At 39.1% G+C, this 25,334-nt stretch carries 23 protein-coding genes and 1 pseudogene; 18 read left to right on the top strand and 6 right to left on the bottom strand.

Translation table 11 applies throughout. From position 1 onward, the window contains the following. Positions 1–67: 67 nt before the first annotated feature. Both ACXZ1K_RS16865 and ACXZ1K_RS16860 read left to right on the top strand, forming a co-directional pair. Positions 68–1,750 (top strand): annotated as a pseudogene (locus ACXZ1K_RS16865) (sodium:solute symporter family protein); the annotation flags it as partial. Continuing rightward, positions 1,739–4,315, top strand: a complete 2,577-nt coding sequence (locus ACXZ1K_RS16860) for a M1 family aminopeptidase (RefSeq protein ID WP_458973260.1) — start codon at positions 1,739–1,741, stop codon at positions 4,313–4,315. The pseudogene ACXZ1K_RS16865 and the gene ACXZ1K_RS16860, both read left to right, overlap by 12 nt. Before the next feature lie 2 nt (positions 4,316–4,317). On the opposite strand, the gene ACXZ1K_RS16855 is transcribed toward ACXZ1K_RS16860, so the two are convergent. Then, on the bottom strand, positions 4,318–5,124 hold the full coding sequence (locus ACXZ1K_RS16855) for a hypothetical protein (protein ID WP_458970851.1): 807 nt from the start codon (positions 5,122–5,124) through the stop codon (positions 4,318–4,320). Between the two features lie 162 nt (positions 5,125–5,286). On the opposite strand from ACXZ1K_RS16855, the gene ACXZ1K_RS16850 reads away from it, so the two are divergent. From ACXZ1K_RS16850 to ACXZ1K_RS16825, 6 genes are all read left to right on the top strand, one after another. Next, entirely contained in the window at positions 5,287–6,582 is a 1,296-nt protein-coding gene (locus ACXZ1K_RS16850) for a cytochrome ubiquinol oxidase subunit I (protein WP_458970850.1), read from the top strand. Continuing rightward, a complete protein-coding gene (locus ACXZ1K_RS16845; protein ID WP_458970849.1) occupies positions 6,579–7,601 on the top strand; it encodes a cytochrome d ubiquinol oxidase subunit II in 1,023 nt (340 codons plus the stop codon). The genes ACXZ1K_RS16850 and ACXZ1K_RS16845 overlap by 4 nt, the downstream gene beginning before the upstream one ends. Positions 7,602–7,666: 65 nt before the next feature. Further along, complete coding sequence (locus ACXZ1K_RS16840; protein ID WP_458970848.1) at positions 7,667–8,080, top strand: hypothetical protein; 414 nt, start codon at positions 7,667–7,669, stop codon at positions 8,078–8,080. A 315-nt stretch (positions 8,081–8,395) separates the two neighbouring features. Continuing rightward, entirely contained in the window at positions 8,396–9,298 is a 903-nt protein-coding gene (locus tag ACXZ1K_RS16835) for a hypothetical protein (protein ID WP_458970847.1), read from the top strand. A 78-nt stretch (positions 9,299–9,376) separates the two neighbouring features. Continuing rightward, positions 9,377–12,145, top strand: coding sequence for an outer membrane beta-barrel protein (locus ACXZ1K_RS16830; protein WP_458970846.1), 2,769 nt, complete (start codon positions 9,377–9,379; stop codon positions 12,143–12,145). Positions 12,146–12,193: 48 nt separating this feature from the next. Beyond that, positions 12,194–13,378 (top strand): multiheme c-type cytochrome, encoded by a 1,185-nt coding sequence (locus ACXZ1K_RS16825; protein WP_458970845.1) that lies wholly within the window; start codon positions 12,194–12,196, stop codon positions 13,376–13,378. A 79-nt stretch (positions 13,379–13,457) separates the two neighbouring features. Here ACXZ1K_RS16825 and ACXZ1K_RS16820 read toward each other — a convergent pair whose 3' ends face one another. After that, positions 13,458–13,787 (bottom strand): DUF3276 family protein, encoded by a 330-nt coding sequence (locus ACXZ1K_RS16820; RefSeq protein ID WP_458970844.1) that lies wholly within the window; start codon positions 13,785–13,787, stop codon positions 13,458–13,460. Between the two features lie 69 nt (positions 13,788–13,856). Beyond that, positions 13,857–15,647 carry an ABC transporter ATP-binding protein gene (locus ACXZ1K_RS16815; protein ID WP_458970843.1) on the bottom strand — a complete coding sequence of 597 codons (1,791 nt, stop codon included), beginning with the start codon at positions 15,645–15,647 and terminating at the stop codon, positions 13,857–13,859. A 113-nt stretch (positions 15,648–15,760) separates the two neighbouring features. Between ACXZ1K_RS16815 and ACXZ1K_RS16810 the strand changes: the two genes are divergently transcribed. The 9 genes from ACXZ1K_RS16810 to ACXZ1K_RS16770 all read left to right on the top strand — a co-directional run bounded on the left by ACXZ1K_RS16810 (position 15,761) and on the right by ACXZ1K_RS16770 (position 21,789). Further along, positions 15,761–16,849, top strand: coding sequence for a Glu/Leu/Phe/Val family dehydrogenase (locus tag ACXZ1K_RS16810; RefSeq protein WP_458970842.1), 1,089 nt, complete (start codon positions 15,761–15,763; stop codon positions 16,847–16,849). Between the two features lie 34 nt (positions 16,850–16,883). After that, complete coding sequence (gene nusB, locus ACXZ1K_RS16805) at positions 16,884–17,834, top strand: transcription antitermination factor NusB (RefSeq protein ID WP_458970841.1); 951 nt, start codon at positions 16,884–16,886, stop codon at positions 17,832–17,834. Positions 17,835–17,836: 2 nt separating this feature from the next. Next, positions 17,837–18,292, top strand: coding sequence for a DUF1573 domain-containing protein (locus ACXZ1K_RS16800; protein ID WP_458970840.1), 456 nt, complete (start codon positions 17,837–17,839; stop codon positions 18,290–18,292). A 20-nt stretch (positions 18,293–18,312) separates the two neighbouring features. Further along, positions 18,313–18,642, top strand: coding sequence for a preprotein translocase subunit YajC (yajC, locus tag ACXZ1K_RS16795; RefSeq protein ID WP_458970839.1), 330 nt, complete (start codon positions 18,313–18,315; stop codon positions 18,640–18,642). A gap of 168 nt (positions 18,643–18,810) precedes the next feature. Next, entirely contained in the window at positions 18,811–19,668 is an 858-nt protein-coding gene (locus ACXZ1K_RS16790; protein ID WP_458970838.1) for a YbbR-like domain-containing protein, read from the top strand. After that, complete coding sequence (coaE, locus tag ACXZ1K_RS16785) at positions 19,669–20,262, top strand: dephospho-CoA kinase (RefSeq protein ID WP_458970837.1); 594 nt, start codon at positions 19,669–19,671, stop codon at positions 20,260–20,262. It begins immediately after the preceding gene. Then, positions 20,262–21,203: an exonuclease gene (locus tag ACXZ1K_RS16780; RefSeq protein WP_458970836.1), complete on the top strand. Its 942-nt coding sequence runs from the start codon at positions 20,262–20,264 to the stop codon at positions 21,201–21,203. The genes coaE and ACXZ1K_RS16780 overlap by 1 nt, the downstream gene beginning before the upstream one ends. Continuing rightward, positions 21,203–21,358, top strand: a complete 156-nt coding sequence (locus ACXZ1K_RS16775; RefSeq protein WP_458970835.1) for a DUF5522 domain-containing protein — start codon at positions 21,203–21,205, stop codon at positions 21,356–21,358. Before ACXZ1K_RS16780 ends, ACXZ1K_RS16775 begins: the two co-directional genes overlap by 1 nt. A 17-nt stretch (positions 21,359–21,375) precedes the next feature. Beyond that, positions 21,376–21,789, top strand: coding sequence for a MarR family winged helix-turn-helix transcriptional regulator (locus tag ACXZ1K_RS16770; RefSeq protein ID WP_458970834.1), 414 nt, complete (start codon positions 21,376–21,378; stop codon positions 21,787–21,789). Between the two features lie 5 nt (positions 21,790–21,794). Here ACXZ1K_RS16770 and ACXZ1K_RS16765 read toward each other — a convergent pair whose 3' ends face one another. Genes ACXZ1K_RS16765 through ACXZ1K_RS16755 form a run of 3 tightly spaced genes read right to left on the bottom strand, consistent with a single transcriptional unit; the run spans position 21,795 to position 23,811 of the window. Then, complete coding sequence (locus ACXZ1K_RS16765; RefSeq protein ID WP_458970833.1) at positions 21,795–22,520, bottom strand: ZIP family metal transporter; 726 nt, start codon at positions 22,518–22,520, stop codon at positions 21,795–21,797. After that, positions 22,520–23,083 (bottom strand): phosphatase PAP2 family protein, encoded by a 564-nt coding sequence (locus tag ACXZ1K_RS16760; protein WP_458970832.1) that lies wholly within the window; start codon positions 23,081–23,083, stop codon positions 22,520–22,522. Before ACXZ1K_RS16760 ends, ACXZ1K_RS16765 begins: the two co-directional genes overlap by 1 nt. Beyond that, entirely contained in the window at positions 23,080–23,811 is a 732-nt protein-coding gene (locus ACXZ1K_RS16755) for a class I SAM-dependent methyltransferase (RefSeq protein WP_458970831.1), read from the bottom strand. Before ACXZ1K_RS16755 ends, ACXZ1K_RS16760 begins: the two co-directional genes overlap by 4 nt. A gap of 134 nt (positions 23,812–23,945) precedes the next feature. Here ACXZ1K_RS16755 and glmM point away from each other — a divergent pair, with 134 nt between their 5' ends. Then, positions 23,946–25,334 carry a phosphoglucosamine mutase gene (glmM, locus tag ACXZ1K_RS16750; protein WP_458970830.1) on the top strand — a complete coding sequence of 463 codons (1,389 nt, stop codon included), beginning with the start codon at positions 23,946–23,948 and terminating at the stop codon, positions 25,332–25,334.

Genomic DNA, 25,334 nt, shown 5'->3' with positions numbered 1-25,334 from the left:
ACTGCTGGCTTGCAGCTTGGCTGGTGTTCCTGATTGTGATCTTCTATGCTTTTACCAGGTATTTCGGATGAGTAATTTAGACTGGACTGTTCTGATTCTAACTTTAGTTGTTATTGTTGTATACGGCATTTACAAAAGTAGAGGTGCGCATAATATACAAGGGTATTTGTTAGGCAACCAATCTTTACCCTGGTATCATGTATGCCTTTCGGTGATGGCTACGCAAGCGAGCGCTATTACTTTTTTATCTGCCCCTGGTTTGGCTTATTCATCGGGCATGAGCTTTGTACAATTTTACCTGGGATTGCCATTGGCAATGATAGTATTGTGTATCACTTTCGTTCCCATATTTCACCGTTTGAAGGTTTATACTGCCTATGAGTATCTGGAGCAACGTTTTGACCTTAAGACAAGGGCATTAACCGCTTTCCTTTTTTTGATTCAAAGAGGCTTGTCGACAGGTATTACCATCTATGCGCCTTCTATTATTTTATCAACTATTTTAGATATTAACACTACGTATACAACGCTTTTTATAGGTGGTTTAGTCGTTTTTTATACGGTTTATGGTGGTACAAAGGCAGTTTCTTATACCCAGATGTTGCAAATGAGCATTATCTTTTGCGGACTGTTCGCCGCGGGAATTATGGTGGTACATCTATTGCCTAAAGATGTTGGCTTTGTCAAAGCAATCAGTATTGCAGGTAAGATGGGCCGAACGAATGCTATAGATTTTAAATTTGATTTAAATAACCAGTATTCTGTGTGGAGTGGCCTATTGGGTGGATTCTTTTTGCAGCTATCTTATTTTGGTACAGATCAAAGCCAGGTTGGCAGGTATTTATCAGGCGCTTCAGTTAGCGAAAGCAGGATGGGTTTACTGATGAATGGATTGGTTAAAATCCCTATGCAATTTCTAATTTTGCTCATTGGTGTATTGGTGTTTACTTTTTATCAATATAACAAGCCACCTATTTTCTTTAATAGCTTTGAATTGAACAAACTGGAGAAAAGCCGTTACGCAGGCGAGCTAAATGTGATTAAGGCAGAATATGATCAGGCTTTCGTTTCCAAACAGGCTGCTATAGAAGTAATGAACAAAGCACTGGAAGCACGTGACCAAGTCACTGTTGACGCTCAGCGGAAGGTTTTACAAGTGGCGGATACTTTAGATAAATCTATCAAAAAAAAGGTTATTCAATTGATGGTGAAAAATGATGCACAGGCCAACACGAAAGACAACAACTACATATTTTTAAGCTTTGTAACTAAGTATCTCCCTCGCGGGTTAGTAGGATTGTTAATTGCTATTATATTTCTGGCTTCTATGGGCTCTACAGCGAGCGCGCTAAATTCTCTGGCATCTACAACCGTCATAGATATTTATAAGCGCTTGATTAAAAAGGATGGAAGTGATGATCAATATTTACAGGCATCAAGATTAGCCACCGTTTTTTGGGGGATAGTTTGTATTGTAATGGCACTCTATGCCAGCAGAATTGGTAACTTGCTGGAAGCAGTCAATATACTGGGGTCTTATATATACGGCACCATTTTAGGCGTATTCCTGGTGGCATTCTACGTTAAGCAAGTAAACGGCAGAGCCGTTTTTATTGCAGCATTACTGGCGGAAGCCACTGTAATTGCCATAGGACAGTCTGATCAAATTGCTTACTTGTGGTTAAACCTGATTGGATGTTTGCTGGTGGTGTTATTCTCGCTTTTGATTCAAAGTTTTATGAAAAAGAAATATATTGGTAGTACAGTTGTCCTCTTAATGGGAATGTGCCTGTTATCCTGTGCCGGTTCAAAGAAATTAGGGAACCCACAGTTGGAGACAGGCGTCTCCAGAAAGTTAGCGATATATCGCAAATCAGTGCTTAGCCATATCAGTTATAACCTTTTTTTTCATATTCCTCGAAATAAAGCAGAAGCAATCAATGCTTCTGAAATACTTACTTTTCAATTGAATAGTGTAAAATATCCACTTCAGCTGGATTTTAAAGAACTGGGCAAGAAATTGCAACGCGTAGAGGTAAACGCGAAAGTGATCCCCATACAGCATACCGATGAACATCTAATTATACCTGCAGAAGCATTGACTAAGGGTAGTAACAGCATCAAGCTTGACTTTATTGCAGGAGATGGGGCTTTGAACAGAAATGCAGACTACCTCTATACTTTGTTTGTTCCCGATAGGGCAAGAACAGTGTTTCCTTGCTTTGACCAGCCAGATCTTAAAGCTACTTATACGTTAAATCTGGATATACCGTCAGACTGGAAAGCCATCGCCAACGCAAAGCTTAAAAATAAAACTACAGATGGCGACCGCAATACATACCGCTACCTGGAGTCGGACACGATAAGTACTTATCTTTTCGCTTTTGCCGCCGGAAAGTTTGATCTGGCACAAGGCAAGACCGGTAGTTATAAGTCTGACTTTCTTTACCGGGAAACAGATACCGCAAAAATAAACAGTAGTTTACAGGAGATTTTTAGGTTGCATGACAATGCACTTAAATACCTGGAAAACTGGACAGGTATTCCTTACCCATTTCAAAAGTTTGGTTTTGTGGCTATACCGGATTTTCAGTTTGGAGGAATGGAGCACGTAGGCAATATTCAATATAAGGCTTCGGCTTTGTTTTTAGATGGAGGAGCCACTAAAGATCAAGTGAATGCTCGAAACAACGTAATTGCGCACGAAACGGCGCACATGTGGTTTGGCGATATGGTAACCATGAACTGGTTTACAGATGTGTGGATGAAGGAAGTTTTTGCCAACTTTATGGCAGATAAGAGCACCGAGTTCATAACTGGTAAAGACGTGTTTGACCTTAAATTTTTAGTGGATCATTTTCCGCTGGCCTACGGTGTGGACCGGACGACAGGCTCAAACCCGATAAGGCAACAACTGGATAATTTAAAGGATGCCGGCACTATGTACGGCAACATTATTTATCATAAGGCGCCAATTATGATGCGCCAGTTGGAAAGGTTAATGGGCAAAGATAAATTCCAGGAAGGTGTGCAGGCTTACCTCACTAAATTCAGAAATGGAAACGCTTCATGGCCTGACCTTATTGGAATCCTTGATGAATATACCCCTCAGGATCTTCAGAAATGGAACAAAGTGTGGGTTAACGAACCTGGAAGACCTTTGATTGACTACTCCCTTGAAAGTAAGAATGGAAAGATTAGCAAATTGACAATTCACCAGAAAACCGAATATGGCAAATCCCGGATTTGGCCGCAATTGTTCGAGCTTACGCTTTATTATCCAGGATCAAGCAAGGAACTAAGCGTCAATTTGAATGCTCCTAAAATTGATCTGACTGCAGCTCAAGGTTTAGATGTTCCTTCATTTGTTGTTTTCAATTCATCCGGACAAGGTTACGGAGTGTGGCCATTAGATACCGCCATGTTCAAAGGAATCTATCAGGTGGACAAACCGGTAAGTCGAGCAGCTGCCTATATTTCTATATATGAAAACATGCTTGCCGGTAGATCAATAGAACCTGCCCAAGCATTGAAACTATTTGTTGAAGGCCTTTCTAAAGAGAAGGAAGAACTAAACCTGAAGTTAATTACCGGATATATTAGTAATATTTATTGGATATTTACAAAAGAGCAAGACCGTATTGCCTTTGCACCGATACTGGAATCTGCTTTGTGGAGCAGTATTGGAATAGCCGAACAAAGTAACAACAGAAAAATATTGTTTAAAACCTATCAAGATGTTTATATGTCGGCTTCCGCCAGGGAACGGCTATATAAGATATGGAACGAACAACAGGCACCAACAGGAATAAAGCTTACCGAAGATGATTACACCTCAATTGCATTCTCTCTTGCGCTTAGGGATGACCGTGATACTGAAGTTCTCGATAAGCAATTGCGCCGAATTACTAATGACGACAGAATAAAGCGCTTTGAATTTATCATGCCATCGCTGTCCCCCGATGTAAAAGTAAGAGATGAGTTCTTTGAAAGCTTATCGAGGAAGTCAAATAGAGAGAAGGAAGCTAATGTTGGGGCAGCACTTAGTTATTTACACCATCCCTTGAGGCAAAGCAGCTCCATAAAATACCTTTCCAGGAGTTTGGAAATGCTAAACGAGATCCAGACAACAGGAGACATATTCTTTCCTCAAAATTGGCTGCAATCTACTTTAGGAAGCTATCAGAGCAAGGAAGCCGCGGATATTGTGAGAAGCTTCCTCAGCAGAAACCCTCATTATAATCCTAAGCTCAAAGCAAAAATAATTCAGACTGCAGACAATTTGTTTAAGGCAGAGCAGTTATTGCACAATTGAAGCTACTTGATTTCCATATAGGTGATTTTGAAAGTTTGGGTGCCACTTTCAGTTTTCAGGATCAATTCTGATGGATAACTATCTTTGTTGTAAGTATAGGTATATTCGCGATTTTCTGCTTTTGTCCCACCGCTCATTTTCGTGAGATTGTGTGGTCCGAAAGTTAGAAAATAGTATGGAAGTTCCATTTCCAAAAGCTGTGCTGATTTGACCGCGCCAAAGATTCCTGGATTTGAATCGTAGTTGCAAGTGAAACTGGTTTTGTCGGGTATCTCTACGCTATAGCTAATCAAATTACCTTCTGCACCGTACAGGAGATTTGTCGTCTTGGCCAATGCATTGGTTACTGCGTAGGTTTTAATTACACTAATCTTTCCATCTGTGTTATATTCCAACTGATACTTATCCAAAGGTTGGTAACGTGACGTAAGAACATCAAACTGATTAACCCTTGTAACGGTGCCATTTGTGACCAAATAATCAACAGCATAATTTCTTACACCATTTAAAAATCTTTCCATTCGTTTCGGTAGGTCATTGGCATAAGCCACAGTATATTTTATACCTGATGAGATACTTATTTCGCTGATAAACGTTGTGTTCTCCTGATATTTAATATCTAGGGTTAGTGTTGCGGATTCAAACTTAACTGGAACAAATGTTTTCTTTGTAGGTTCGTTGGGTTTATTTTCCGGTTCGACTGTGACCATTGGTTCAGGTTCGCTTACCTGGGTTTTGATTTTTTTGCAGGCAAGGGACGATAATAAGAAAATTGATATTACGTAAGCCATTTTTTTTATTGATTTCATATTTTATCCTATTTGATGATGCAATACTCTGTGGATTGAAAATAAAAAGCCAAATGTTTTTATTAATTTTTGACATTATTCTACAGTGCTGTTCGCGTTTTAATGGAGACCATGACGTATTTTTGGGGAGTCTTTTAGTACAAAATATTTTAAGATGACAGCATGGACGATTTCTTAGCCGCGCGCCTTCAAATGGCTTTTTCTCTTGGCTTCCACATTATATTTGCCTGCATAGGAATGGTGATGCCTTTTTTTATGTCGGTTGCCCATTTTTACTGGCTCCGAACAAAGAAAGCAGTCTATAAGGATGTTACAAAAGCTTGGAGCCGGGGAGTAGCTATCTTTTTTGCCACGGGAGCGGTTTCTGGAACTGTACTTTCATTTGAACTTGGATTGCTATGGCCAAAGTTTATGGAACATGCTGGGCCAATATTTGGGATGCCATTTTCACTTGAAGGGACCGCTTTTTTTATAGAGGCCATTGCATTGGGATTTTACCTATATGGGTGGGATAAGCTTAACAGGTGGTTTCACTGGGTAACGGGAGTTATTGTTGGCATAAGCGGTTTGCTCTCGGGTATCTTGGTAGTAGCAGCAAATTCGTGGATGAATAGTCCCGCAGGATTCGATTTTGTTGATGGTAATTACATCAATATAGACCCTATCAAAGCGATGTTCAATGACGCCTGGTTTTCACAGGCCCTACACATGTCGATAGCTGCTTTCGTCTCTACTGGCTTCGCTGTGGCGGGTGTTCACGCGCTGATGATCTTAAGGGGGAAAAATATTATATTTCACAAAAAGGCCTTTAAAATAGCAGCAATATTTGGTACAGTTGCCGCCTGTTTGCAGCCATTGAGCGGAGATATCTCTGCAAAGGATGTTGCACACAGACAACCAGCTAAACTGGCAGCTATGGAAGCACACTTTCATACAGAAAAGAATGCTTCCTTGATAATCGGAGGAATTCCAGATACCTTAAATAAAAAGGTAGACTATGCGATTAAGTTGCCAGGAGTATTGAGTTTTATGGCCAAGGGTGATTTCAATAAGGAAGTTGTAGGTTTAGACCGTATCCCTAAGAAAGACCAACCTCCGGTTGCTGTTACACACTATGCATTTCAAATCATGGTTGCTATCGGTATGGCCATGGTGGGGCTTTCTGTTCTTTACTTTCTGGCTTTATTTAAGAAAAGCGGCTGGCTGGAATCGAAATGGTTAATGAAGTTTTTTGTGATCGCCACGCCACTTGGTTTTATAGCACTGGAAGCCGGGTGGACAGTTACAGAAGTTGGACGACAACCCTGGATTATACATGGCGTACTTCGCACTGCAGACGCTGTAACTCCAATGCCAGGGATTGCCTATTCCTTTTATCTTTTTACAGCCGTCTATTTCTCGCTTGCCATAATCGTTACCATATTGTTATATCGTCAAATTAAATACCTGCGCTCATGATCTATGTTGTAATTGTGTTCTTATGGACCTCAATTTTGCTATATATCTTACTCGGCGGTGCGGATTTTGGTGCTGGTATTATAGAACTTTTCACTTCAAAAGTAAACAGACCTAAAACCAAAAAGACGATGTACAACGCAATTGGGCCTATTTGGGAGGCTAACCATATGTGGTTGATCATTGCTATTGTAATTCTTTTTGTTGGATTCCCTAAAATCTACACGACTATTTCCATTTACCTGCACATCCCTCTGGTTTGTATGTTACTTGGTATTATTGCAAGGGGTACGGCTTTTGTATTCAGAAATTATGATGCAGTAAAGGATGAAATGCAAAAGGTATACACACCGATATTCATCTATTCCAGTCTGATTACTCCATTTTTTCTCGGGATCATTGCTGCAAGTTCAGTATCTGGGAGAATAGATTTACAATCGGCCGATTTCCTGTCCGCATATGTTTACAGCTGGTTAAACTGGTTTTCTGTTTCCGTAGGTGTATTTACAGTAAGTATTTGCGGCTACCTGGCTACGATTTTTATTATTGGACAAACGTCACCTGGTGGTGATCGTCTACATTTTATTCGCAAAGCCAAGCGTACTATTTTCGCAGTGATGTGTAGTGGTGCACTTGTTTTTTGGGCAGCTCATGTTGATCATGTTCCCTTATTGTACTGGATATTTGGCGACCTTCCTGGGGTATTAGCCATTGTGGCCGCAAGTATTTCTTTAGTGATCATGTTCTATATGCTAAATAAAAACAAACCGATTTTGTTGAGGTTGCTAGCAGGTTTTCAAGTAACGATGATTTTATTCGCAGCAACTTATATCCATTTCCCAGACATTGTGCTTCTTAATAATGGAGAAAATTTATCACTTCTAACCCATCAGGGACAGGCAAAAACGATCTCTACTTTGGCATATGCCTTACTTATTGGGAGTGTTTTTATCCTGCCAGCGCTGTTTTATTTGATCTACATATTTCAGCATAAGCCAAAGGTTAAGGATAGTCACGGTTAATATTTCAGATATATCAAACAATCTGGATACTTATTCCTTATATACAGCAAAACAATTTGGTTATTATGGATAGGTTAATAATTGAAGCTGCATTATCAGACGTAAGCGAAATATTTTTAGAAACTGGTGACGAGTCTAACGGTGACAAGTTTGAGATTGTCTTCGGTTTTAAGGCAACCCACACAGATCAAGTTTTACATGCATTTGCTGGTCTTAAAGAGATTGCTAAAAACCATGAAGTTCAATTAATCATCTGCAAAACAAGAATATCTGGGTTGTATGACCTGGAGATTAAAGCAGAGTCGCTTGATGAACCCATACGGATTATGAATAAAACCATTGATCACGAAACCCTGGGCGCAATTGAGGACAGGATCAACAGGGATCAACACATGGTACTAACTACAAATGTTTCTGAAGAGATCAATTCCATTGTTGTGCGAAGTGCACACATTAAAACCTGCGAGACTGACCATTAATTATTGTAACATTTTCGAGTCAAGAACCAGCAATGTCCGCTGGTTAATAGAAAGTATAAACACTTTTTTTCTCCGCTAAGGCAAGTATTTGGATCTGCAAATCTCAAAAAACGCCCATTTCTGGCGATTAGGTGCCATATCTTAGCGTCAAGCTTATGGTTTTACTGTAACAAATTAAATTGATAAGATCTAAAAGATTAAAATTTGTATTTACTTCGCATTCTTTTAATTGTTAAACCTGTTTTTAACAATTAAACCTAAGGCTCGTTATAGAGTCATAACCACAACAAAACGAAATTGGGATTTATTAATATTATGAAAACAAGACTCCTCAACAACATCTTAGGGCTGGTAGCTTTGTCAGGTTTTACTTTACAAGCTCAGGCGCAGAAAGTTACAGAATTGCAAGAAGTAAGTATCTATGCACCCCAGTTAACTAAAGCTGATGGTAAAAATAATGAATGGGCTGAATCAGCATTCTCTGTTAACAAGCGCACCAGTATTTCTTATCTGATCAGTAACGATGACAAGAATCTATACCTGGTTGTAAAATCTACAGATGTTGCCAACAATACCAAGATTATGGCTGGTGGCATTACATTTTCTGTAAATCCGGATGGTAAAAAGAAGGAGAAAGAAAGTATGTCGCTAACCTATCCATTAATTAACCGTGCTCAGTTTAGAGGCGGTGCAGGTGGACAAGGTGGGCAGAGGAGAATTATGATGGGTGGACCTGACGGTTTTGGCGGAGGCGGTACTCCGCCAACTCAAAAGCAAAGGGACTCGATGATGGTTGCAAGGCAAAAAACTCAGCTGGCACAGGTAAAAGAGATTAAGATAAAAGGGTTCAAAAAAACAACGGATACTTTGGTGTCGATATACAACGATCAAGGAATTAAGGCTGCGGCCAGTATTGATAAAGACAACGTTTTCTTTTACGAGGCTTCCATTCCACTAGAGCAGTTGGGCTTAAGTGTAGAAGGTGCTAAAGAATTTGCTTATAATGTTAAGTTGAATGGTTTACAAATTCCAGGAATGGACTTTAACCGCGGTGGTGATGGCGGTGGTGGTGGTAATTTTGGCGGAGGCGGTAATCGTGGCGGTGGCGGAGGCGGTGGTTTCGGCGGTGGTGGTGGCGGACCAAGAGGGGGTATGGATTTCCAGGCGCTAATTAGCCCAACTGACTTTTGGGGTAAATACACATTGACAAAAAAATAATTGACGCATTCTCATATAAATAAGCAAAACACACAAATGCATAATTTCTACCGGACACTAAGATCAGTTGCTATTCTGATGTTATTAGTAAGCTGCTCTTCTGGTCTTTTTGCCCAAAATCCAGCCAATAATCAAAATCCCCCCCCACCATTGCCTACACGCGAGATCAGTGGTATTGTTAAAGACAGTACCGATCTTGGCGTTATAGGCGCAACGGTAAGTCTTACATCCGATAAGGATACCTTAAAAACAAGCACGAACAATGACGGTATTTTTGTTTTTAAGAACGTTAAATCCGCAGTTTACACCATTGTAGTCCAAAGTATCGGATACAGAAGCACTCCGCCAATGCGCTTTAAGCAAAATGATACAACGCCCAGAATCGTAATGGATCCTATTGTGTTGAAAGATGAAAGCAATACTTTAAATACTGTAGTAATCAATGGAACACCTTCCATAACTTATAAGACAGACACTGTAGAGTATAAAGCCAGCGATTATGTAGTTAGGAAGAATGCGACTGTTGATGAGCTCCTAAAGAAAATGGAGGGCATGGAAGTGGGTACGGATGGCTCTTTGACGCACCAGGGCCAAACTGTTACCAAAGCAAAGGTGAATGGCAAAGATTTTATTGGAGGAGACATAGCAAATGCGATAAAAAATCTGCCTGCAGAAATTGTAGACAAGATACAGATTGTTGACGATTATGGAGATCAGGCAGCGAGAACCGGTATTAAAGACGGAGACCCTTCAAAGGTGCTCAACATCACGACACGTACTGATAAATCGGTTGGAAATATGGCCAACATTAATGCGGCAGCAGGAAGTAATGACCGCTATGATGCCGGGATATTTGCTACAAGGATTAACGGAAACCAGACCATAGGTTTAAATGGTAATTTTAAGAATACGGTTAATGGAGTAAATGGTGGAGATGGAGGAGGTGGTGCCTCCGGTGGAACAACCAAATCTGGAAATGGCTCTGTAAGTGTAAGAGATAAGCTTGGCGAAAAAATCGAGTATAACTTTAATTATGGCATTACCGGGAACGATGTCAATTCCATAAGTGATATCACATCTTTATCATTTGCAGTTGACAGTTTGGGAAATAGAGTACCCATTAATAGAGCGATCACCAGAAATGGTAATAATGACAATAGGACTCACAATTTTAAATTGGAAGTTGAAGCCAATATAGATTCATTAAACTTCTTGAGAGTGATTCCCACATTTCGTTATAATTCAACTGCAAACATTAACCAATCGTTAACACTTCAAAGAAGTGGAATAGGAAATCAAGATCAAACTACAAATAACAAAAGCAAAAATAAGACACCAGAATTTGGCGGATCTATTTTTTATCAGCACATATTCCCGGTTAACAAAAGACGAAATCTATCTTTCCAGGTTGATTTAAATTCAAATGACTATGAAGCTGAGCAGGATCAGCTGCAGAGAATTTTATACTTGAATAATGCAGCTGATGATGTGCTGAAAGACTCCTTAGTAAATCGAATTGTTGCTCGAAATAATTTGAGAAGCAATTATCGGAGCAGTTTCACTTATGTCGAGCCACTGTCGGTAAATACGCAGTTGGAATTTAATGCGCAGCTTAATTATAATGGTTACGACAATAGTGCGACGACGAGAAATGTGACAAGTGGCGGCATTTCATCTATTATTGATTCGCTAAGTAACATCTTTAAATATTCCTTCACACAAGGCCGCGTTGCCTTAAATTTTAGATATGGCTTAAGCGGCAATTCTAAAGTTCGCTTTTCAACTGGTGTTACTGGAGTGCCAGCCCTGCTATCAGGTACTAAAGTTAGTCTTGGTACAAAAATTAACAGAGAAAGTTTCAATCTTATTCCAATCGCAAGATTTGAATACCTGTGGTCAAGGCAACACCGTGTTTCATTGAATTATTCGGGCAATGCTAACGAACCTACATTTGATCAGATTCAGCCGGTTAGGGATGTTTCTAATCCTCAAAATCCAATCATTGGTAACCCTAACTTACGTGCTACATTTGTCCATACGATTAGGACTGACTACAACAATTACATTGCGAATGCTAAGCTGAACTACAGCGTGAATATTAATACCAGCTTTACTCAGAATGCAGTAGTAAGGAACACTACACTTATTAGAGATCCTAGTTATACCGGACCCGGAGTACAACAAATTACGGAAACACGTTTTGAAAATGCTGATGGAGTTTACCGGGTAAATGGAAACTATTCCATAAGTAAACAGCTGGCCAACAGGAAATATAATTTAACATTTGCGGGTAGGGCTACCATTGATAATGGGGTGTCAATTTATAATGGGGTAAAGAATCTTTCTAGAAACCTTACTCTTTTTGAACGAATAGGTCCAAGAATAAATCCTACAGAATGGTTTGAGATTAATCCAAATGTATCCTATAACCATACCAAACAAATGAACACAGTTTTTTCAGACAACGAAGTGAATACATTAGCCCTTAACGTGGACGGACGCATTTATCTGTGGCAAACTCACCTCATTGGCTATAATGCTAGTAAAAATTTCATCTCTGGTATTAGCGCTAACGTGAACAATAATCCTTTTGTACTGAATATGTATTATGAAAAGGAACTGTTTGAAAGACGAGGAAAAATTGGATTACAAGTTTTTGACGTATTTAATCAAAATAACTACATCAACCGAGATCAGAGTACTGATGGTGGATACACAGATACAAAGTCGAATGCTTTGAGCAGATATTTCATGTTGCGCTTGAGCATGAGGTTACAAAGATGGTCTGGTAAGCAGCCGGGCAACGGAAGAGAGATTAGAAGAAGGGGCGACGGAAGTTTCTTCTAAGCCTGTTTTTTCTATATTCGGACTACCGAATAAAGAAACCAATGACTGATGAAAGGAAGTAAGCGCCTGTTGCTGATATTTACCGCTATAGCGGGACTTGTAATTCTATTCTCACAGTGCATGGATACGGGTAAGAAGACTGGTGGAGTAGCTTTAGCATCCGATAGTACCATTGCTGGCACTAAAACTTGCGTGCAATGCCATAAGAATATTTACGATGACTATTTATCTAACGTTCATTACAATACTTCAAGGGTAGTTTCAGGTCATTCGCTTTTTCAGGGGGATAGTGCTTTGTCTACTGACTATAATTTTGATGAGCATCTTAAAATCAAAGTGGAGCAGCGAGACACCGGCCTTTTCCAGGCAGTGTATGCTGATGGAGAAAAATTATTTGACCGTAAGTTTGACGTTGCTATTGGGTCTGGCAAGAATGCTATAACTTACGGGTCATGGAAAAAGGACAACTTGCAGCAAATGCAATTAACTTATTTTAGTGGAATAAAAAGTTGGGCGAATAGTCCTGGGTATGCCGATAAGCGTATTTATTTTTCCCGTAACATCAGTTCCAGGTGCCTTCAATGCCATGCTTCTTATGTAGATGAAAAGGTGGAGAAGACAGGAGAACTGATCATGTCACAACATTTGGTTAAAACCTCTTTAGTATATGGCATCAATTGTGAACGCTGTCATGGTCCGGCTGGCAAACATGTTGAGTTTCACATCAGTAATCCAAATGAAAAGGCAGCCAAATTTATCACGCTGTACCAATCTATAACCAGGAAGCAGAAAGTCGATGCCTGTTCAGTTTGCCATTCGGGTAGTAACAGACCGGTGCTTAAATCTACTTTTGGATTTAAGCCTGGAGATGATCTTGATCAGTATCTGGACAAAAATTCAATGTCTGAATCTGACCCTGACGTACATGGGCAACAAAATCAGATGTTATCTGCCAGCCAGTGTTACGTCAAAAGTAATTCCCTTAGTTGCAACAGTTGCCACAGTGTTCATGATGCCAAAGCTAATGGACTGACTGCTTATTCTAAAAAGTGCATGAGCTGTCATGCAACCCCTAAACACAGTGAAAAGACGCTTGCGAGTGCAATGGTAAAAACAAATTGTATTGATTGCCATATGCCTTTCCAAAAATCAAAAGTAATCAGCTTTAAGTTAGCAGGAAAACAAGGAGTGGATCCTTATCTGCTACGTACTCATAAAATAGCGGTTTATTAGGCACAAAAGCCTTTTATACTAAAAAGCCCCATTATCAAATGAGGCTTTTTTATGCAATGTCAGTCTAGTGACAAATTTTTTAAAATGAAAAGTCGTCGTTTTGTGCTCTCGAAGACACTACCTCATGGTTTTCTGAATATTCGTAGCGTTTTTCAACAACCTCTTGGTGGTTTTTAATGTATTCTACGGTTTCGTTTAGGCCTTCTGCAAACTTTTCAAAGTCTTCTTTGTACAAAAAGATCTTATGTTTTACAAAAACGCCATCTTCGAGTCTCTTTTTACTTTCCGTTAACGTTAAGTAATAATCTCCTGATCTTGTAGCTTTTACATCGAAAAAATAAGTTCTTTTGCCTGCCCTTACTTTCTTTGAAAAAACCTCTTCTCTCTCTTTGTTATCAAATTCTCCCATGGTTGCTTTAGCTCTTGGTTTTTGGTTCTGGTAAATATAAAGTAATAATTATCAAAGTTCAAAATAGAATTACACAGAATGGCTTTCTTCTTCCAGTAATTGATTTTGATACATTTCCGCGTATGCACCATTCATCTTTAGCAAATCAGAATGGGTTCCCTGTTCGATAACCCGCCCCTCATCAAGTACCAGAATTTTGTCTGCATTCTTAATTGTAGAGATTCGATGCGCAATTAGTATGCTGGTCTTACCTTGCATCAGCGTGCTAAGATTATTGAGTATTTCTTCTTCGGTTCGGGTGTCTACTGCGGAGAGGCAGTCGTCGAAGATCAACAGACCTGGCGATTTAATCAACGCACGTGCTATAGAGACCCGCTGTTTTTGTCCGCCAGATAAAGTTATACCACGTTCACCGAGCATGGTTTCAAATTTGAGGTCAAAATCTATAATATTTGAGTATACCGCTGCATTTTTAGCTGCATTTTCAATGGCTTCGTCTGTTACCGTATCCAAACCAAATGCGATGTTGTTTCTGATGGTGTCTGAAAATAGGAATACTTCCTGAGGCACAAAGCCAATTTGGCTACGATAGCTCTCCAGATTTACGTCTAATATAGACTTGCCGTCAATAACAATTCGCCCACTATCTATATCATACATACGCATAAGAAGGTTAGCCAAGGTGGATTTACCGGATCCCGTTCTGCCAATAATTGCGACAAACTGACCTTTCTCAATTGTAAAACTCACACCCTGAAGGGCTTTTATACCTGTATCTGGATAGGTAAAGCTGACGTCTTCAAATGTGATATCACCCTTAAGTACAGTTTTTTCATCATTTTTTGACACGATATCTGAGGGTAATCCCAAAAATTCGTTAATCCTTTTTTGGGATGCTGATGCTCTTTGGATAAGTGTGGTAACCCATCCGAGCATTGAAACAGGAAAGGTAAGCTGATTTACATACACAATAAACTCTGCAATATTGCCAGGAGTTATTGAGCCGCTGATTACCTGTTTGCCACCAACATAAATGGTCAGGATAGTACTCAGTCCAACCAATAATAGCATAGTAGGATAGAACATAGCCTGAACTTTAACAAGACCCATTGCATTTCTTTTATAGCTATCGCTTTCCTCTGCGAAAATCGCTTTTGTATGGTCTTCACGTACGTATGATTTAATGACCCTAATCCCAGAAAAGCGTTCCTGTACGAAGCTGGACAATCTGGAAAGCTGTTCCTGAATTTGCTCGCTTTTGCGATTGATCATGGTATTTACATAGTAGATGATCACAACAAGAACAGGAAGTGGTAGTAAGCAAAATATGGCCAGAGTAACATTGACTGAAAACATGGCATAGATAACAAGCAGGAAAAGCACCGCTGTGTTAATGGTATACATGATTGCAGGTCCTACATACATACGCACACGGTTAACATCTTCCGTAGCTCTGTTCATGAGGTCTCCTGTGTTGTTTCTCCGGTAAAAACCTAAACTTAATTTTTGGTAATGCGCATAGATTTCATTTTTCATGTCGAATTCAATATGTCTCGACATCAGAATGATGGTTTGCCGCATAAAAAAAAGGAATAGTCCCCGCAACAAATAGAGCACAAGGACCATGGTCCCAAAATAAAGTAAGCTATAGCTGAATATATCGTAAATGATTTCCCTGCGCTCAAAACCGCTAAACAGCGCATATATGCTTATGTTTTCTGTGATGAGATTAAATGCATGGCCAATCACCTGTGCAGGTATTACACCAAATATGTTAGAGATGATAACAAAGAAAACACCTGGGATTACCCACCACTTATATTTGTAAAAGTATTTGTTTAAAAAACGGAGGTGTTTCATGACAAGGTAAAGTTAGCCAAATCAAACAGAAATTTTTTAAAGACTTTGGTTATTGCAATGTAAATAATGTTTTTTTGAGTAGTTTTGCCCCATATCCGATAACAAACAATCTTATGTCTGATAATAGTTCTATTTCGAATTCAGTTTTAGATCAAATTGGTGCCTCAGGGCATAAAAAGGTGGTTTACTGTAACGACCCGGACACCGGTTTAAGAGCAATTATCGCTATTCACGACACTACATTAGGACCTGCATTAGGTGGTACAAGGATGTGGACCTATGCTACTGAGGCCGAAGCATTAGAAGATGTGCTTAGATTATCAAGGGCAATGACCTACAAGGCAGCGATTACAGGCTTAAACCTTGGTGGTGGAAATGCAGTTATTATTGGCGATTCCAGAAAGGGGAAATCTGAAGCCATGATGAGGAGTTATGGCCGCTTTATAAAAAACCTTAACGGAGAATTTATTACAGCTGAAGACGTGGGTACGAACACCAGGGATATGGAGTATATTCGCATGGAAACTACTCATGTAACAGGTGTTCCAGAGTCCTTAGGAGGAGCTGGCAACCCAGCGCCAACTACAGCAAAGGGTGTGTTTCTCGGTATAAAAGCTTGCGTTAAAGAGGTATTTGGTACTGATATGCTGGCTGGAAGATCAGTTGTAGTTCAAGGGATCGGTAATGTGGGAGAGCATCTTGTAGAATTGCTGAGAGCAGAAAACGTAGAAGTTTACATCAGCGATATTAATGAGGAACGACTCCAGCATGTTGCCCGTACCTACAAAGCAAAACCAATTACGGCTGATAAGATTTTTGCTTTGAATGCAGATATTTATGCACCATGCGCTTTAGGTGCTACATTAAATGACAAAACAATTAATAAAATGAATTTCGCGATCATCGCGGGTTCAGCGAACAATCAGCTTGCAGACGAGCAGGTGCATGGACAGTTACTTTTGGATAAAGGAATATTGTTTGCGCCTGATTACCTGATCAATGCTGGAGGTTTGATCAGCTGTTACTCTGAGCTAACTGGCTATGGAAAAAAACGTACCATTCAGCTAACAGAGAATATCTACAATGCAACACGAGACGTGATCAAGATGTCCAAAAAGGAGAATATCCCAACGGTACTTGCAGCCAACAGAATTGCAGAACAAAGAATAATAGACATTAAAAAAATCAAATCATCATTTTAAATAATCAGGTAATTTACCACTCGTTCTTACATTCATGTTAAATAGAAGGCACTTAAGAATTAAAGCTCTGCAAAATATTTTTGCTTGGCATATGACCGACAAAAGAGATCTTACATCCGCAAAAAAGGCGTTGATGGTGAGTATTGACAACGTATACGAAATGTATATATGGATGCTCTCTCTTTTAGTTGAAGTTACAGAATACACAGGGGTTGACGCAGAAGAACGCGCAAACAAGCATCTTCCAACTGCGGAGGATCTTAATCCAAATTTGAAACTCTTGCACAACAAGTTTGCTGTTGTACTTAAAGCAAACCCCGAGTTTGTTTCCGCAATACATAAGTACAAGATGAACTGGATGGCGGATCCTGAATTTGTAAGGACTATTTTTAATACCCTAAAGGTAACCCCAGAATACCTGGCATATCTTGCAGACGAAAACAATAGCCTGGAGGAATCTAAAACAATCATAAAGTTCATATTCAGAAAGATCATCCTTAAAAGCCACAGTATAATACAGGCGTTTGAAGATAAGTTTATCAATTGGTCTGTTGATAAAGAAGTAATGCAAGGTATGGTGGCTAAGACCATCAAAAACTTTATATCTGAGGACCCAGCTGCTAATAAGCTAACACCTATCAGTCAGGACTGGACTGAGGACAGTAAGTTTGTGGAAGACTTGTTTCTTTATACATTGAAGAATGACAAAGAGTACCATACATACATTGCAGAACGTACAAAAAATTGGGAGTCGGAACGTATAGCACTTATGGACACCATACTGATGAAAATGGCGATCTGCGAGTTGCTTAATTTTCCTTCAATTCCGGTGAAGGTAACTATCAATGAGTATCTTGATCTATCAAAAGATTACAGTACACCGAAAAGTAATTCCTTTATTAACGGTATCTTAGATAAAATAATGGGAGACCTCAAAAGAAATAATAACATTAAAAAAATTGGTCGCGGACTTATAGAAGAATAAATATGAAAAAAACCTTTTTACTGGCATTTGCTGTATTAGCGTTTGCATCTTGCCAAAACAAAAAAAAGCCTGCTGAGGCAACAACTGCTATTGTAGACAAAACCACTGCTGTTGGTACATTTACACCTGTACAAAATCCAAATGGTTCTACACTGACTTTTACAGAAGACGTACATAATTTTGGGGCTATTAAAAAGGGTGAGATTGTTACTTATGCGTTTAAATTTACGAATACTGGCAAGGAGCCTTTGATCATCAAGGATGCGCTTTCTACTTGTGGATGTACCGTTCCGGAAATCCCTAAAAAGCCAATTAAACCAGGAGAATCGGGTGAGATTAAAGTTGTATTTAATAGTGCGGGTAAGCCAGTAGGGCCAATAACCAAGCCTATTACTGTTTCCTCAAATGCTGTGAATAGCCCGGTGCAGATTTCCATGGTAGGAGAGATTAAAGAATAATTAAACTATAAATATAAAATATGTTATCAACAATAATTTTGCAAGCTGCAGGTGGCGGAAATATGCTCAGTACGCTTGTGCCAATGGTCTTGATCATGATCGTGTTCTACTTTTTTATGATCAGACCACAGATGAAAAAAGCAAAAGACCATAAGAAGTTAGTAGAGGAACTAAAAAAGGGCGATAAAATCGTAACAACTGCAGGAATCCACGGTAGAATTGTTGATATGAACGATGCTACTTTTCTAATTGAGGTAGAAGGTGGAACAAAAATTCGCTTTGATAAATCTGCTATTTCGCTTGATGCGACCAAGGCAGCTGCACCAAAAATAGACATCGCAAAGTCCTAATTTTTCAATAAAAGTCTTGAGCCGCTTCATTATTTGGAGCGGCTTTTTTGTTTTAGTATTTTTGAGTACTTTACAGCCATGCCCCTGATCAAGCTCACCAAAATAGAGAGAAAGCGTTTTCTTGTACTGATAACTTGTTTGTTATTGGCTATGAGTGCTTGGTTGTTTATGGCATTGAATAAAAAGTATGTTTATACCTCTAAAACAGTACTTTTCTACAAGAATTTTCCTCAGAAGCGAGCGTTTCACCCACTTCAGTCAGATACAGTAGATCTACAGGTTGAAGGTACCGGCTGGCAATTGCTATTTGCCCGGTTAAGAGTTAAGCCACAATCGATTGCTATTAATCTTGAAAAATTAAATACCCGCAACTATATTTTGTTTGCCGAACAGCTTCGCCAGGTGAACAGTCAACTCGAAACGTCTCAGAATATCATATCGGTTAAACCGGATACACTGTATTTTGATTTTACACAGCGCACAGTTAAAAGGGTTCCAGTTAAACTTGTATCAAGCGTTACTTTCGAAAAGCAATATGGTATAGCTGATGATATAGAAATCATTCCGGAATATATTACGTTATCGGGTCCAGAAGATAAACTCAGAACTATTAAGGAATGGCCAACCGATACATTGGTACTGACTAATATACACAACACCAGCGTTTCAAGGATAGGAATTGCAAGAAATAGAATGAAGAACGTCAGTATTTTCCCTACAAGTGCAGAGGTTAAGATTCCTGTAGATGAATTTACGGAAAAAACAATGGAGGTGCCGATCAAGATCGTCAACAATAAGGAGTATTACGATGTCAAGCTATATCCAAAGAAAGTACATGTAACTTTTCTCGTAGCATTATCGAAGTACCAGCAGATCAATGAGACGTTTATTGATGCAACAGTCGATCTTAATGAATGGAAGATCAATAATCACAATCAACTGAGGATAAATGTTCTGCGCTTTCCCGATTTCTGTAAAATAATCAGTGTTGTACCTTCGAAAGTTGATTTTATAATCGAAAAATAAATGTTAAAGATTGGAATTACAGGTGGAATCGGTAGTGGAAAAACAACGATTTGTAGAATCTTTGAGACACTTGGTGTTCCTGTATTTTATGCTGATCTGGTAGCCAAGGATATTATGGTCAGTGATGAAATTCTAATAAGCGAATTGAAAAGTACTTTTGGAGAAGAAAGTTATTTCGAAAACGGGATGCTTAATAGCAAGCACATAGCAAGTATCGTATTTAGTGATGCAAAGCAATTAGAAAAGCTAAATGCTATAGTACACCCGGCAGTATTCAGAGCATTTGATGCCTGGTCTGGTAACTTACCCGCCGATGTACCTTACACTTTAAAAGAAGCAGCACTGTTGTTTGAAAGCGGTTCCTACAAAATGTGCGATAAGAATATTGTCGTCATTGCTCCGCATCAAGCAAAGCTACAGAGGGTTATGGAACGTGATCAAGTTAGCTCCGAACAGGTCCAGGCACGTATGAATAAGCAGTTCTCAGACGATCAGAAAGTTGCTATGGCAGATTATATTGTTAATAATGAGGAGACACATTCTCTCATTACACAAGTGATGGACCTCCATCAGCAATTTCTTAAAAACAACTAATGATTTTAGAAGATTTTATAGTCATTAACAAAACTGGGCTGTTTTGTAGCTATGGCAATTTTTACCTCGATCCAAAAGAACCTACATCCAATGCAGTTATTTCTCATGCCCACGGAGATCATGCCATTGGCGGCCATCAAAATGTAGTTTGTACAGAAGCGACGGCAATGTTCATGCGACACAGATACCGAAAAAATGCAGGGAATCAGTTTAATGTTCTAACCTACCACCAGGAATTTGACCTGAATGGTGTAAAAATTAGTTTTATTCCAGCCGGACATATTCTGGGGTCTGCAATGGTGCTTATGGAATATCGGGGAACGAAATATTTGTATACAGGCGATTATAAGCTACAAGCAGATCCTACTTGTGAGCCTATTGAATTTACCTATGCAGATGTACTCATCACGGAAACTACTTTTGCAGATCCTGAAACTAATCATCCAACTGCTGAAGAAGAAATACTTAAACTAAATTCTACAGAAAGTAACATCATGCTGGGAGCATATGCCTTAGGCAAATGCCAGCGTCTCCTATATTTGATAACTAAGTATTGTCCGCAAAAAAGGATACTTGTACACTTTAGCATGATACCTTTTGTGAAAATATATGAACAACAAGGGATAGATGTGGGGAAGTATGAGATTTATGATAGGAAGATTATGAAAAATAATACCACTAATCTTATCTATATGGTTCCTCCAATGGTATTTAACAGTTATTTCAAAGCTATTAATGTAGTCAGGGTCTTCGCAACAGGCTGGAAACATCGTCAAAGTGGAAATGGAATACAATTATACATATCAGACCATGCTGATTGGAATGATATTCTTTACACCATAGAGCAAGTTAAACCGATACAAGTATGGACCAATCATGGAAATGGATTCGCACTTAAATCGCACTATGATAAAAGTTTGGTAGTTAAATTGCTTAACTGATGATAGAAGGGGTAGACTATTACTTTAACGAAAATGGATTTATGGTTTTTACAGAGGTTTATCATCTGAAAAGGGGGTATTGCTGTAAAAACAAATGCAAGCACTGTCCATGGGGTTACGGTAAAGTTAAAGCACCTAAAGAGAGAAGCAAATAAAGATCAAGAACCTAAATATGGATGTACACCAAAAAGCTATTGTAAATATATTCTTTACTTATAACTGGTGTAGCGATAAGGTTAAACAGGCCGTAGTTCCTTTTGATATCACCACTCAACAATACAATATGTTAAGGATATTGCGAAATGAGTTTCCTAAACCTGCCACAGTAAGCTTCTTAAAATCTCAAATGTTGGATAAGATGTGTGACGCTTCTAGAATTGTTGACCGGCTGGTACAGAAAGAGCTGATTATAAAAGCCGGAAACGCGTTAGATAAGCGTGCCGTAGATGTCGTTATAAGCGAAAAGGGTATGACTTTGCTTGATGACATGGATAAGGAAGTGAACTTCTCAGATATTATTGCCTCTGCACTTACACTCACAGAAGCTGCTCAGCTAAATAGATTGTTAGACAAATTACGTGGCTAGGGTGCTTAGTGACTGTGTCCAGAGCTAAAGTAACCCAATAGCGCGACAGCAATACCACATAATACAGCCATCATTTTCTTCCGACTTACTTTGTGCTCCACGCTTGATTCAAATAAGATAGTAGTGGAGATGTGTAGGAATATACCAATCACTATACCCATGATGCGGTTAAAGTAATTTTCTATTCCTCCAATTGTGCCATTACTTAATCCATCGCTTACGTAAAAGCCAAGCGGAGCCATTAGGGCGAAAACACCTACAAAAATTACGATCTTTGTTCGACTGAAATGATTCTGCATCAAGATACTGGCAAGGGCAAATGCTGCAGGTATATGATGGAGTGCAATCCCATAAATTAATGCATTATGTTGATCTTTAGCGAGTGGCATCCCTTCAAGAAATGCGTGCAGGCATAAACTGATCATTATTCCCCATGGAAATGCACTAGTATCATGATGTTTATGTATATGCCCATGTTCAACCCCTTCAGAAAACTGTTCAAGGAAAACTTGGAGCAGAAAACCTATTAAGATAAAAATCCCAATTTCTTCGTGCTCACCACCATGATAGGCATCTGGTATCAGATGCAATACAGTTATTGCGAATAAATAGGCGCCACTAAAGGAGAGAATTAGTTTCAGCAATTGTGATTTGTCGCTCTTTACCAGAAATATAGTTAATCCGCCTAAAAAGGCGCATAGAAAAAGAATAAGTAATTTCCAGATCTCCATTATAATTTTGATACTAATGTTTTATAAAGCCTTGAGGTACAAAATCCGATTAGTGTACCCAATATCGTTCCTGCAATCACATCTATAGGGTAGTGTACACCTACATAGATCTGCGAAAACGAGATAATAAAAGCCCATCCCAAAGCTAAAGGTAAAATTGCTTTCCATTTGTCATAGAAAACAAAGATTAAGAAAACAGCGATGGCAAAATGATTGGTAGCATGTGCAGAAGGAAAACTGTAGCCACTGCCACATTCAACGCGATGTATAATATCATTGGTCAATGTAATTTCATTACAGGGTCTAATACGCATTACCGTATTTTTAATGAGCCTTGATGCTAGCAGATCGCCCATGGCAAAAGTGAACAGAAGCATGCCAATGATGTACCAGCCCTTTTTTTTATACGCTTTAACACAGAAAATAACAATAAAAAGATAAAGTGGTGCCCAGAAATACCTGTTGCGCATCAAAGGTAATAGCCAATCAAAAAAAGGATTGGACAAGCCTCGATGAATACTCAGAAAGAGATCCACATCAAATTGATGCAAGCTTTCTATCATGCTTTATGACATACTAAAATTAATCTGTCAGATTTACCTTCGTCAAATGCTTCCAGTCCGTAGCTCCCAAATATAGTACTGATTTTTAGTCCGGCTTTTTCAAACATCCGCTCAAAATCACTTAAATTGAAAGCTTGTACCCGTTCTTCGAAAGCATAGGTTTTGCCCTTATGCTCAAAGTTAATGTGCTTAATGATCTTGCCTTCAGACACAAATTTGTGCAAGTGAAACTCAATGCCTTCCATGATTTTTGTTTCCTGGTTGGTTAAGTTTTTTAGAATTTTTTGTGTGTTAAAATAATCTATTACAAGTGTGCCATCGGCTTTCAAACCTTTCCTGAAAGATTTAAGTGCATTAACATGATCTTTTTCCGTGTCAAAATAGCCAAAACTAGTGAACATATTTAAGGCGATGTCAAAATAATTGATGAAAGCCAGTTTGCGCATATCGTGAACAAAAAAATGAAGATTCCTTTGCTCAAACTGTTGTGCGTATTTAATACTTTGTTCAGAAAGATCTATTCCAGTTACATCGTAGCCTTTTTTGTTCAGATAAATGGCGTGCCGACCTCTTCCACATGCGATGTCAAGAATACGTGCATCAGCTTCAGGTTTAAGATAGGCGGACAGATTATCTATAAGGTATTCAGCCTCCTCGTCGTTACGCTGGCTGTAAAGTATATGGTAAAAAGGAGAGTTAAACCAGTATTGAAACCATTTACGCTGCATAGAGGCCTATTGTGATAATTTTAAAAACAGACAAATATAGCATTTGTAATGCAATAGACATGATTTAGTACCTGCTTATGTTATAATCACTGCAATTGTTGTTTTTTTCCTAATTTTGAAAAAAACTGAAGAAATTGACTCTAATAAAATCCATCTCCGGTATAAGGGGAACAATTGGTGGTATTGCCGGCAATGGTTTAACACCAATCGACATTGTAAAATTTACAGCAGCCTACGGTTTCTGGGTGATCAGCAAAACCAATAACAGAAAAATAGTTTTAGGCAGAGACGCCAGGATATCAGGTGATATGGTTAATAATCTCGTTACCGGTACGCTCCAGGGTCTAGGCATAGAGGTAATTGATTTGGGACTATCCACAACACCAACCGTGGAGATTGCTGTGCCAATGGAACAAGCGGGCGGAGGTATTATATTGACTGCAAGTCACAATCCAAAACAATGGAATGCCCTCAAATTACTCAATGCGGAAGGCGAATTTATTAGTGATGCAGATGGCAAGGCCGTTTTGGATATTGCTGAGAAAGCAGAGTTTGACTTTGCAGAGGTGGATTATCTAGGAAAAGTTACCCACAACGATACCTACCTGCAAAAGCATATTGATGTGATACTCGCCCTTCCGCTTGTCGACGTAGAAGCCATTAAAAAGGCCAATTTTAAGATTGCTATAGATTGTGTCAATTCAAGTGGTGGTATATTTGTACCCGCACTTTTAAAGGCACTTGGTGTAGAAACCGTTCATGAATTGTATTGTGAACCTAACGGCCAATTCCCGCATAACCCGGAGCCGCTTCCTGAGAATTTAACGGAAATAGCTAAAGTGGTGCAAAGTAAGAATGCCGACTTAGGGATCGTTGTTGATCCGGATGTTGACAGGTTGTGTTTTGTTTGTGAAGATGGTTCCATGTTTGGTGAAGAGTACACGCTGGTTGCCGTTGCCGACTACATATTAAAAAATACCCCAGGCAATTCTGTTTCCAACCTGTCTTCAACAAGAGCTTTGAGAGATGTAACGGAAAAATCCGGCGGTATTTACAATGCGGCTGCAGTGGGCGAAGTCAACGTTGTCAATAAAATGAAAGAGACCAGTGCCATTATCGGTGGAGAAGGCAACGGTGGTGTTATTTATCCTGAATTACACTACGGTCGGGATGCCCTGGTTGGCATCGCCTTGTTCTTAACCCATTTAGCAAAATTTGGAAAACAGATCTCACTATTACGTAAGAGTTACCCTGAATACTATATTTCCAAGAATAAAATCACGCTAACACCAGAGATGGATATTGATGCCTTACTGGTGAAAGTTCAAGAAAAATATAAAAATCAACCTACCAGTACAATTGACGGTTTAAAGATAGAGTTTGATAAAGAATGGGTTCATCTGCGAAAGTCCAACACAGAGCCCATTATCCGCATCTATAGCGAAGCCGAAAGTGAAACTGTTGCTGAAGGACTGGCTAAGAAGATCATATCAGACATCAAGGAAATATTAAAGCTGAGTTAA

This window comes from Pedobacter jaeyakensis (assembly GCF_054461315.1).
This window is presented reverse-complemented; position numbering and strand designations above follow the sequence as displayed.

Excerpts from the sequence above, each read along its gene's own strand:
- ACXZ1K_RS16815 (WP_458970843.1), bottom strand. The coding sequence starts at position 15,647 with ATGAAACACCTCCGTTTTTTAAACAAATACTTTTACAAATATAAGTGG.
- ACXZ1K_RS16760 (WP_458970832.1), bottom strand. The coding sequence starts at position 23,083 with ATGATAGAAAGCTTGCATCAATTTGATGTGGATCTCTTTCTGAGTATT.
- ACXZ1K_RS16810 (WP_458970842.1), top strand. The coding sequence starts at position 15,761 with ATGTCTGATAATAGTTCTATTTCGAATTCAGTTTTAGATCAAATTGGT.
- ACXZ1K_RS16790 (WP_458970838.1), top strand. The coding sequence starts at position 18,811 with ATGGCATTGAATAAAAAGTATGTTTATACCTCTAAAACAGTACTTTTC.
- ACXZ1K_RS16825 (WP_458970845.1), top strand. The coding sequence starts at position 12,194 with ATGAAAGGAAGTAAGCGCCTGTTGCTGATATTTACCGCTATAGCGGGA.
- ACXZ1K_RS16770 (WP_458970834.1), top strand. The coding sequence starts at position 21,376 with ATGGATGTACACCAAAAAGCTATTGTAAATATATTCTTTACTTATAAC.
- ACXZ1K_RS16820 (WP_458970844.1), bottom strand. The coding sequence starts at position 13,787 with ATGGGAGAATTTGATAACAAAGAGAGAGAAGAGGTTTTTTCAAAGAAA.
- coaE (WP_458970837.1), top strand. The coding sequence starts at position 19,669 with ATGTTAAAGATTGGAATTACAGGTGGAATCGGTAGTGGAAAAACAACG.
- ACXZ1K_RS16845 (WP_458970849.1), top strand. The coding sequence starts at position 6,579 with ATGATCTATGTTGTAATTGTGTTCTTATGGACCTCAATTTTGCTATAT.
- ACXZ1K_RS16840 (WP_458970848.1), top strand. The coding sequence starts at position 7,667 with ATGGATAGGTTAATAATTGAAGCTGCATTATCAGACGTAAGCGAAATA.
- ACXZ1K_RS16775 (WP_458970835.1), top strand. The coding sequence starts at position 21,203 with ATGATAGAAGGGGTAGACTATTACTTTAACGAAAATGGATTTATGGTT.
- yajC (WP_458970839.1), top strand. The coding sequence starts at position 18,313 with ATGTTATCAACAATAATTTTGCAAGCTGCAGGTGGCGGAAATATGCTC.
- ACXZ1K_RS16860 (WP_458973260.1), top strand. The coding sequence starts at position 1,739 with ATGAAAAAGAAATATATTGGTAGTACAGTTGTCCTCTTAATGGGAATG.
- nusB (WP_458970841.1), top strand. The coding sequence starts at position 16,884 with ATGTTAAATAGAAGGCACTTAAGAATTAAAGCTCTGCAAAATATTTTT.
- ACXZ1K_RS16850 (WP_458970850.1), top strand. The coding sequence starts at position 5,287 with ATGGACGATTTCTTAGCCGCGCGCCTTCAAATGGCTTTTTCTCTTGGC.
- ACXZ1K_RS16755 (WP_458970831.1), bottom strand. The coding sequence starts at position 23,811 with ATGCAGCGTAAATGGTTTCAATACTGGTTTAACTCTCCTTTTTACCAT.
- ACXZ1K_RS16835 (WP_458970847.1), top strand. The coding sequence starts at position 8,396 with ATGAAAACAAGACTCCTCAACAACATCTTAGGGCTGGTAGCTTTGTCA.
- ACXZ1K_RS16765 (WP_458970833.1), bottom strand. The coding sequence starts at position 22,520 with ATGGAGATCTGGAAATTACTTATTCTTTTTCTATGCGCCTTTTTAGGC.
- ACXZ1K_RS16780 (WP_458970836.1), top strand. The coding sequence starts at position 20,262 with ATGATTTTAGAAGATTTTATAGTCATTAACAAAACTGGGCTGTTTTGT.
- ACXZ1K_RS16855 (WP_458970851.1), bottom strand. The coding sequence starts at position 5,124 with ATGAAATCAATAAAAAAAATGGCTTACGTAATATCAATTTTCTTATTA.
- ACXZ1K_RS16830 (WP_458970846.1), top strand. The coding sequence starts at position 9,377 with ATGTTATTAGTAAGCTGCTCTTCTGGTCTTTTTGCCCAAAATCCAGCC.
- ACXZ1K_RS16800 (WP_458970840.1), top strand. The coding sequence starts at position 17,837 with ATGAAAAAAACCTTTTTACTGGCATTTGCTGTATTAGCGTTTGCATCT.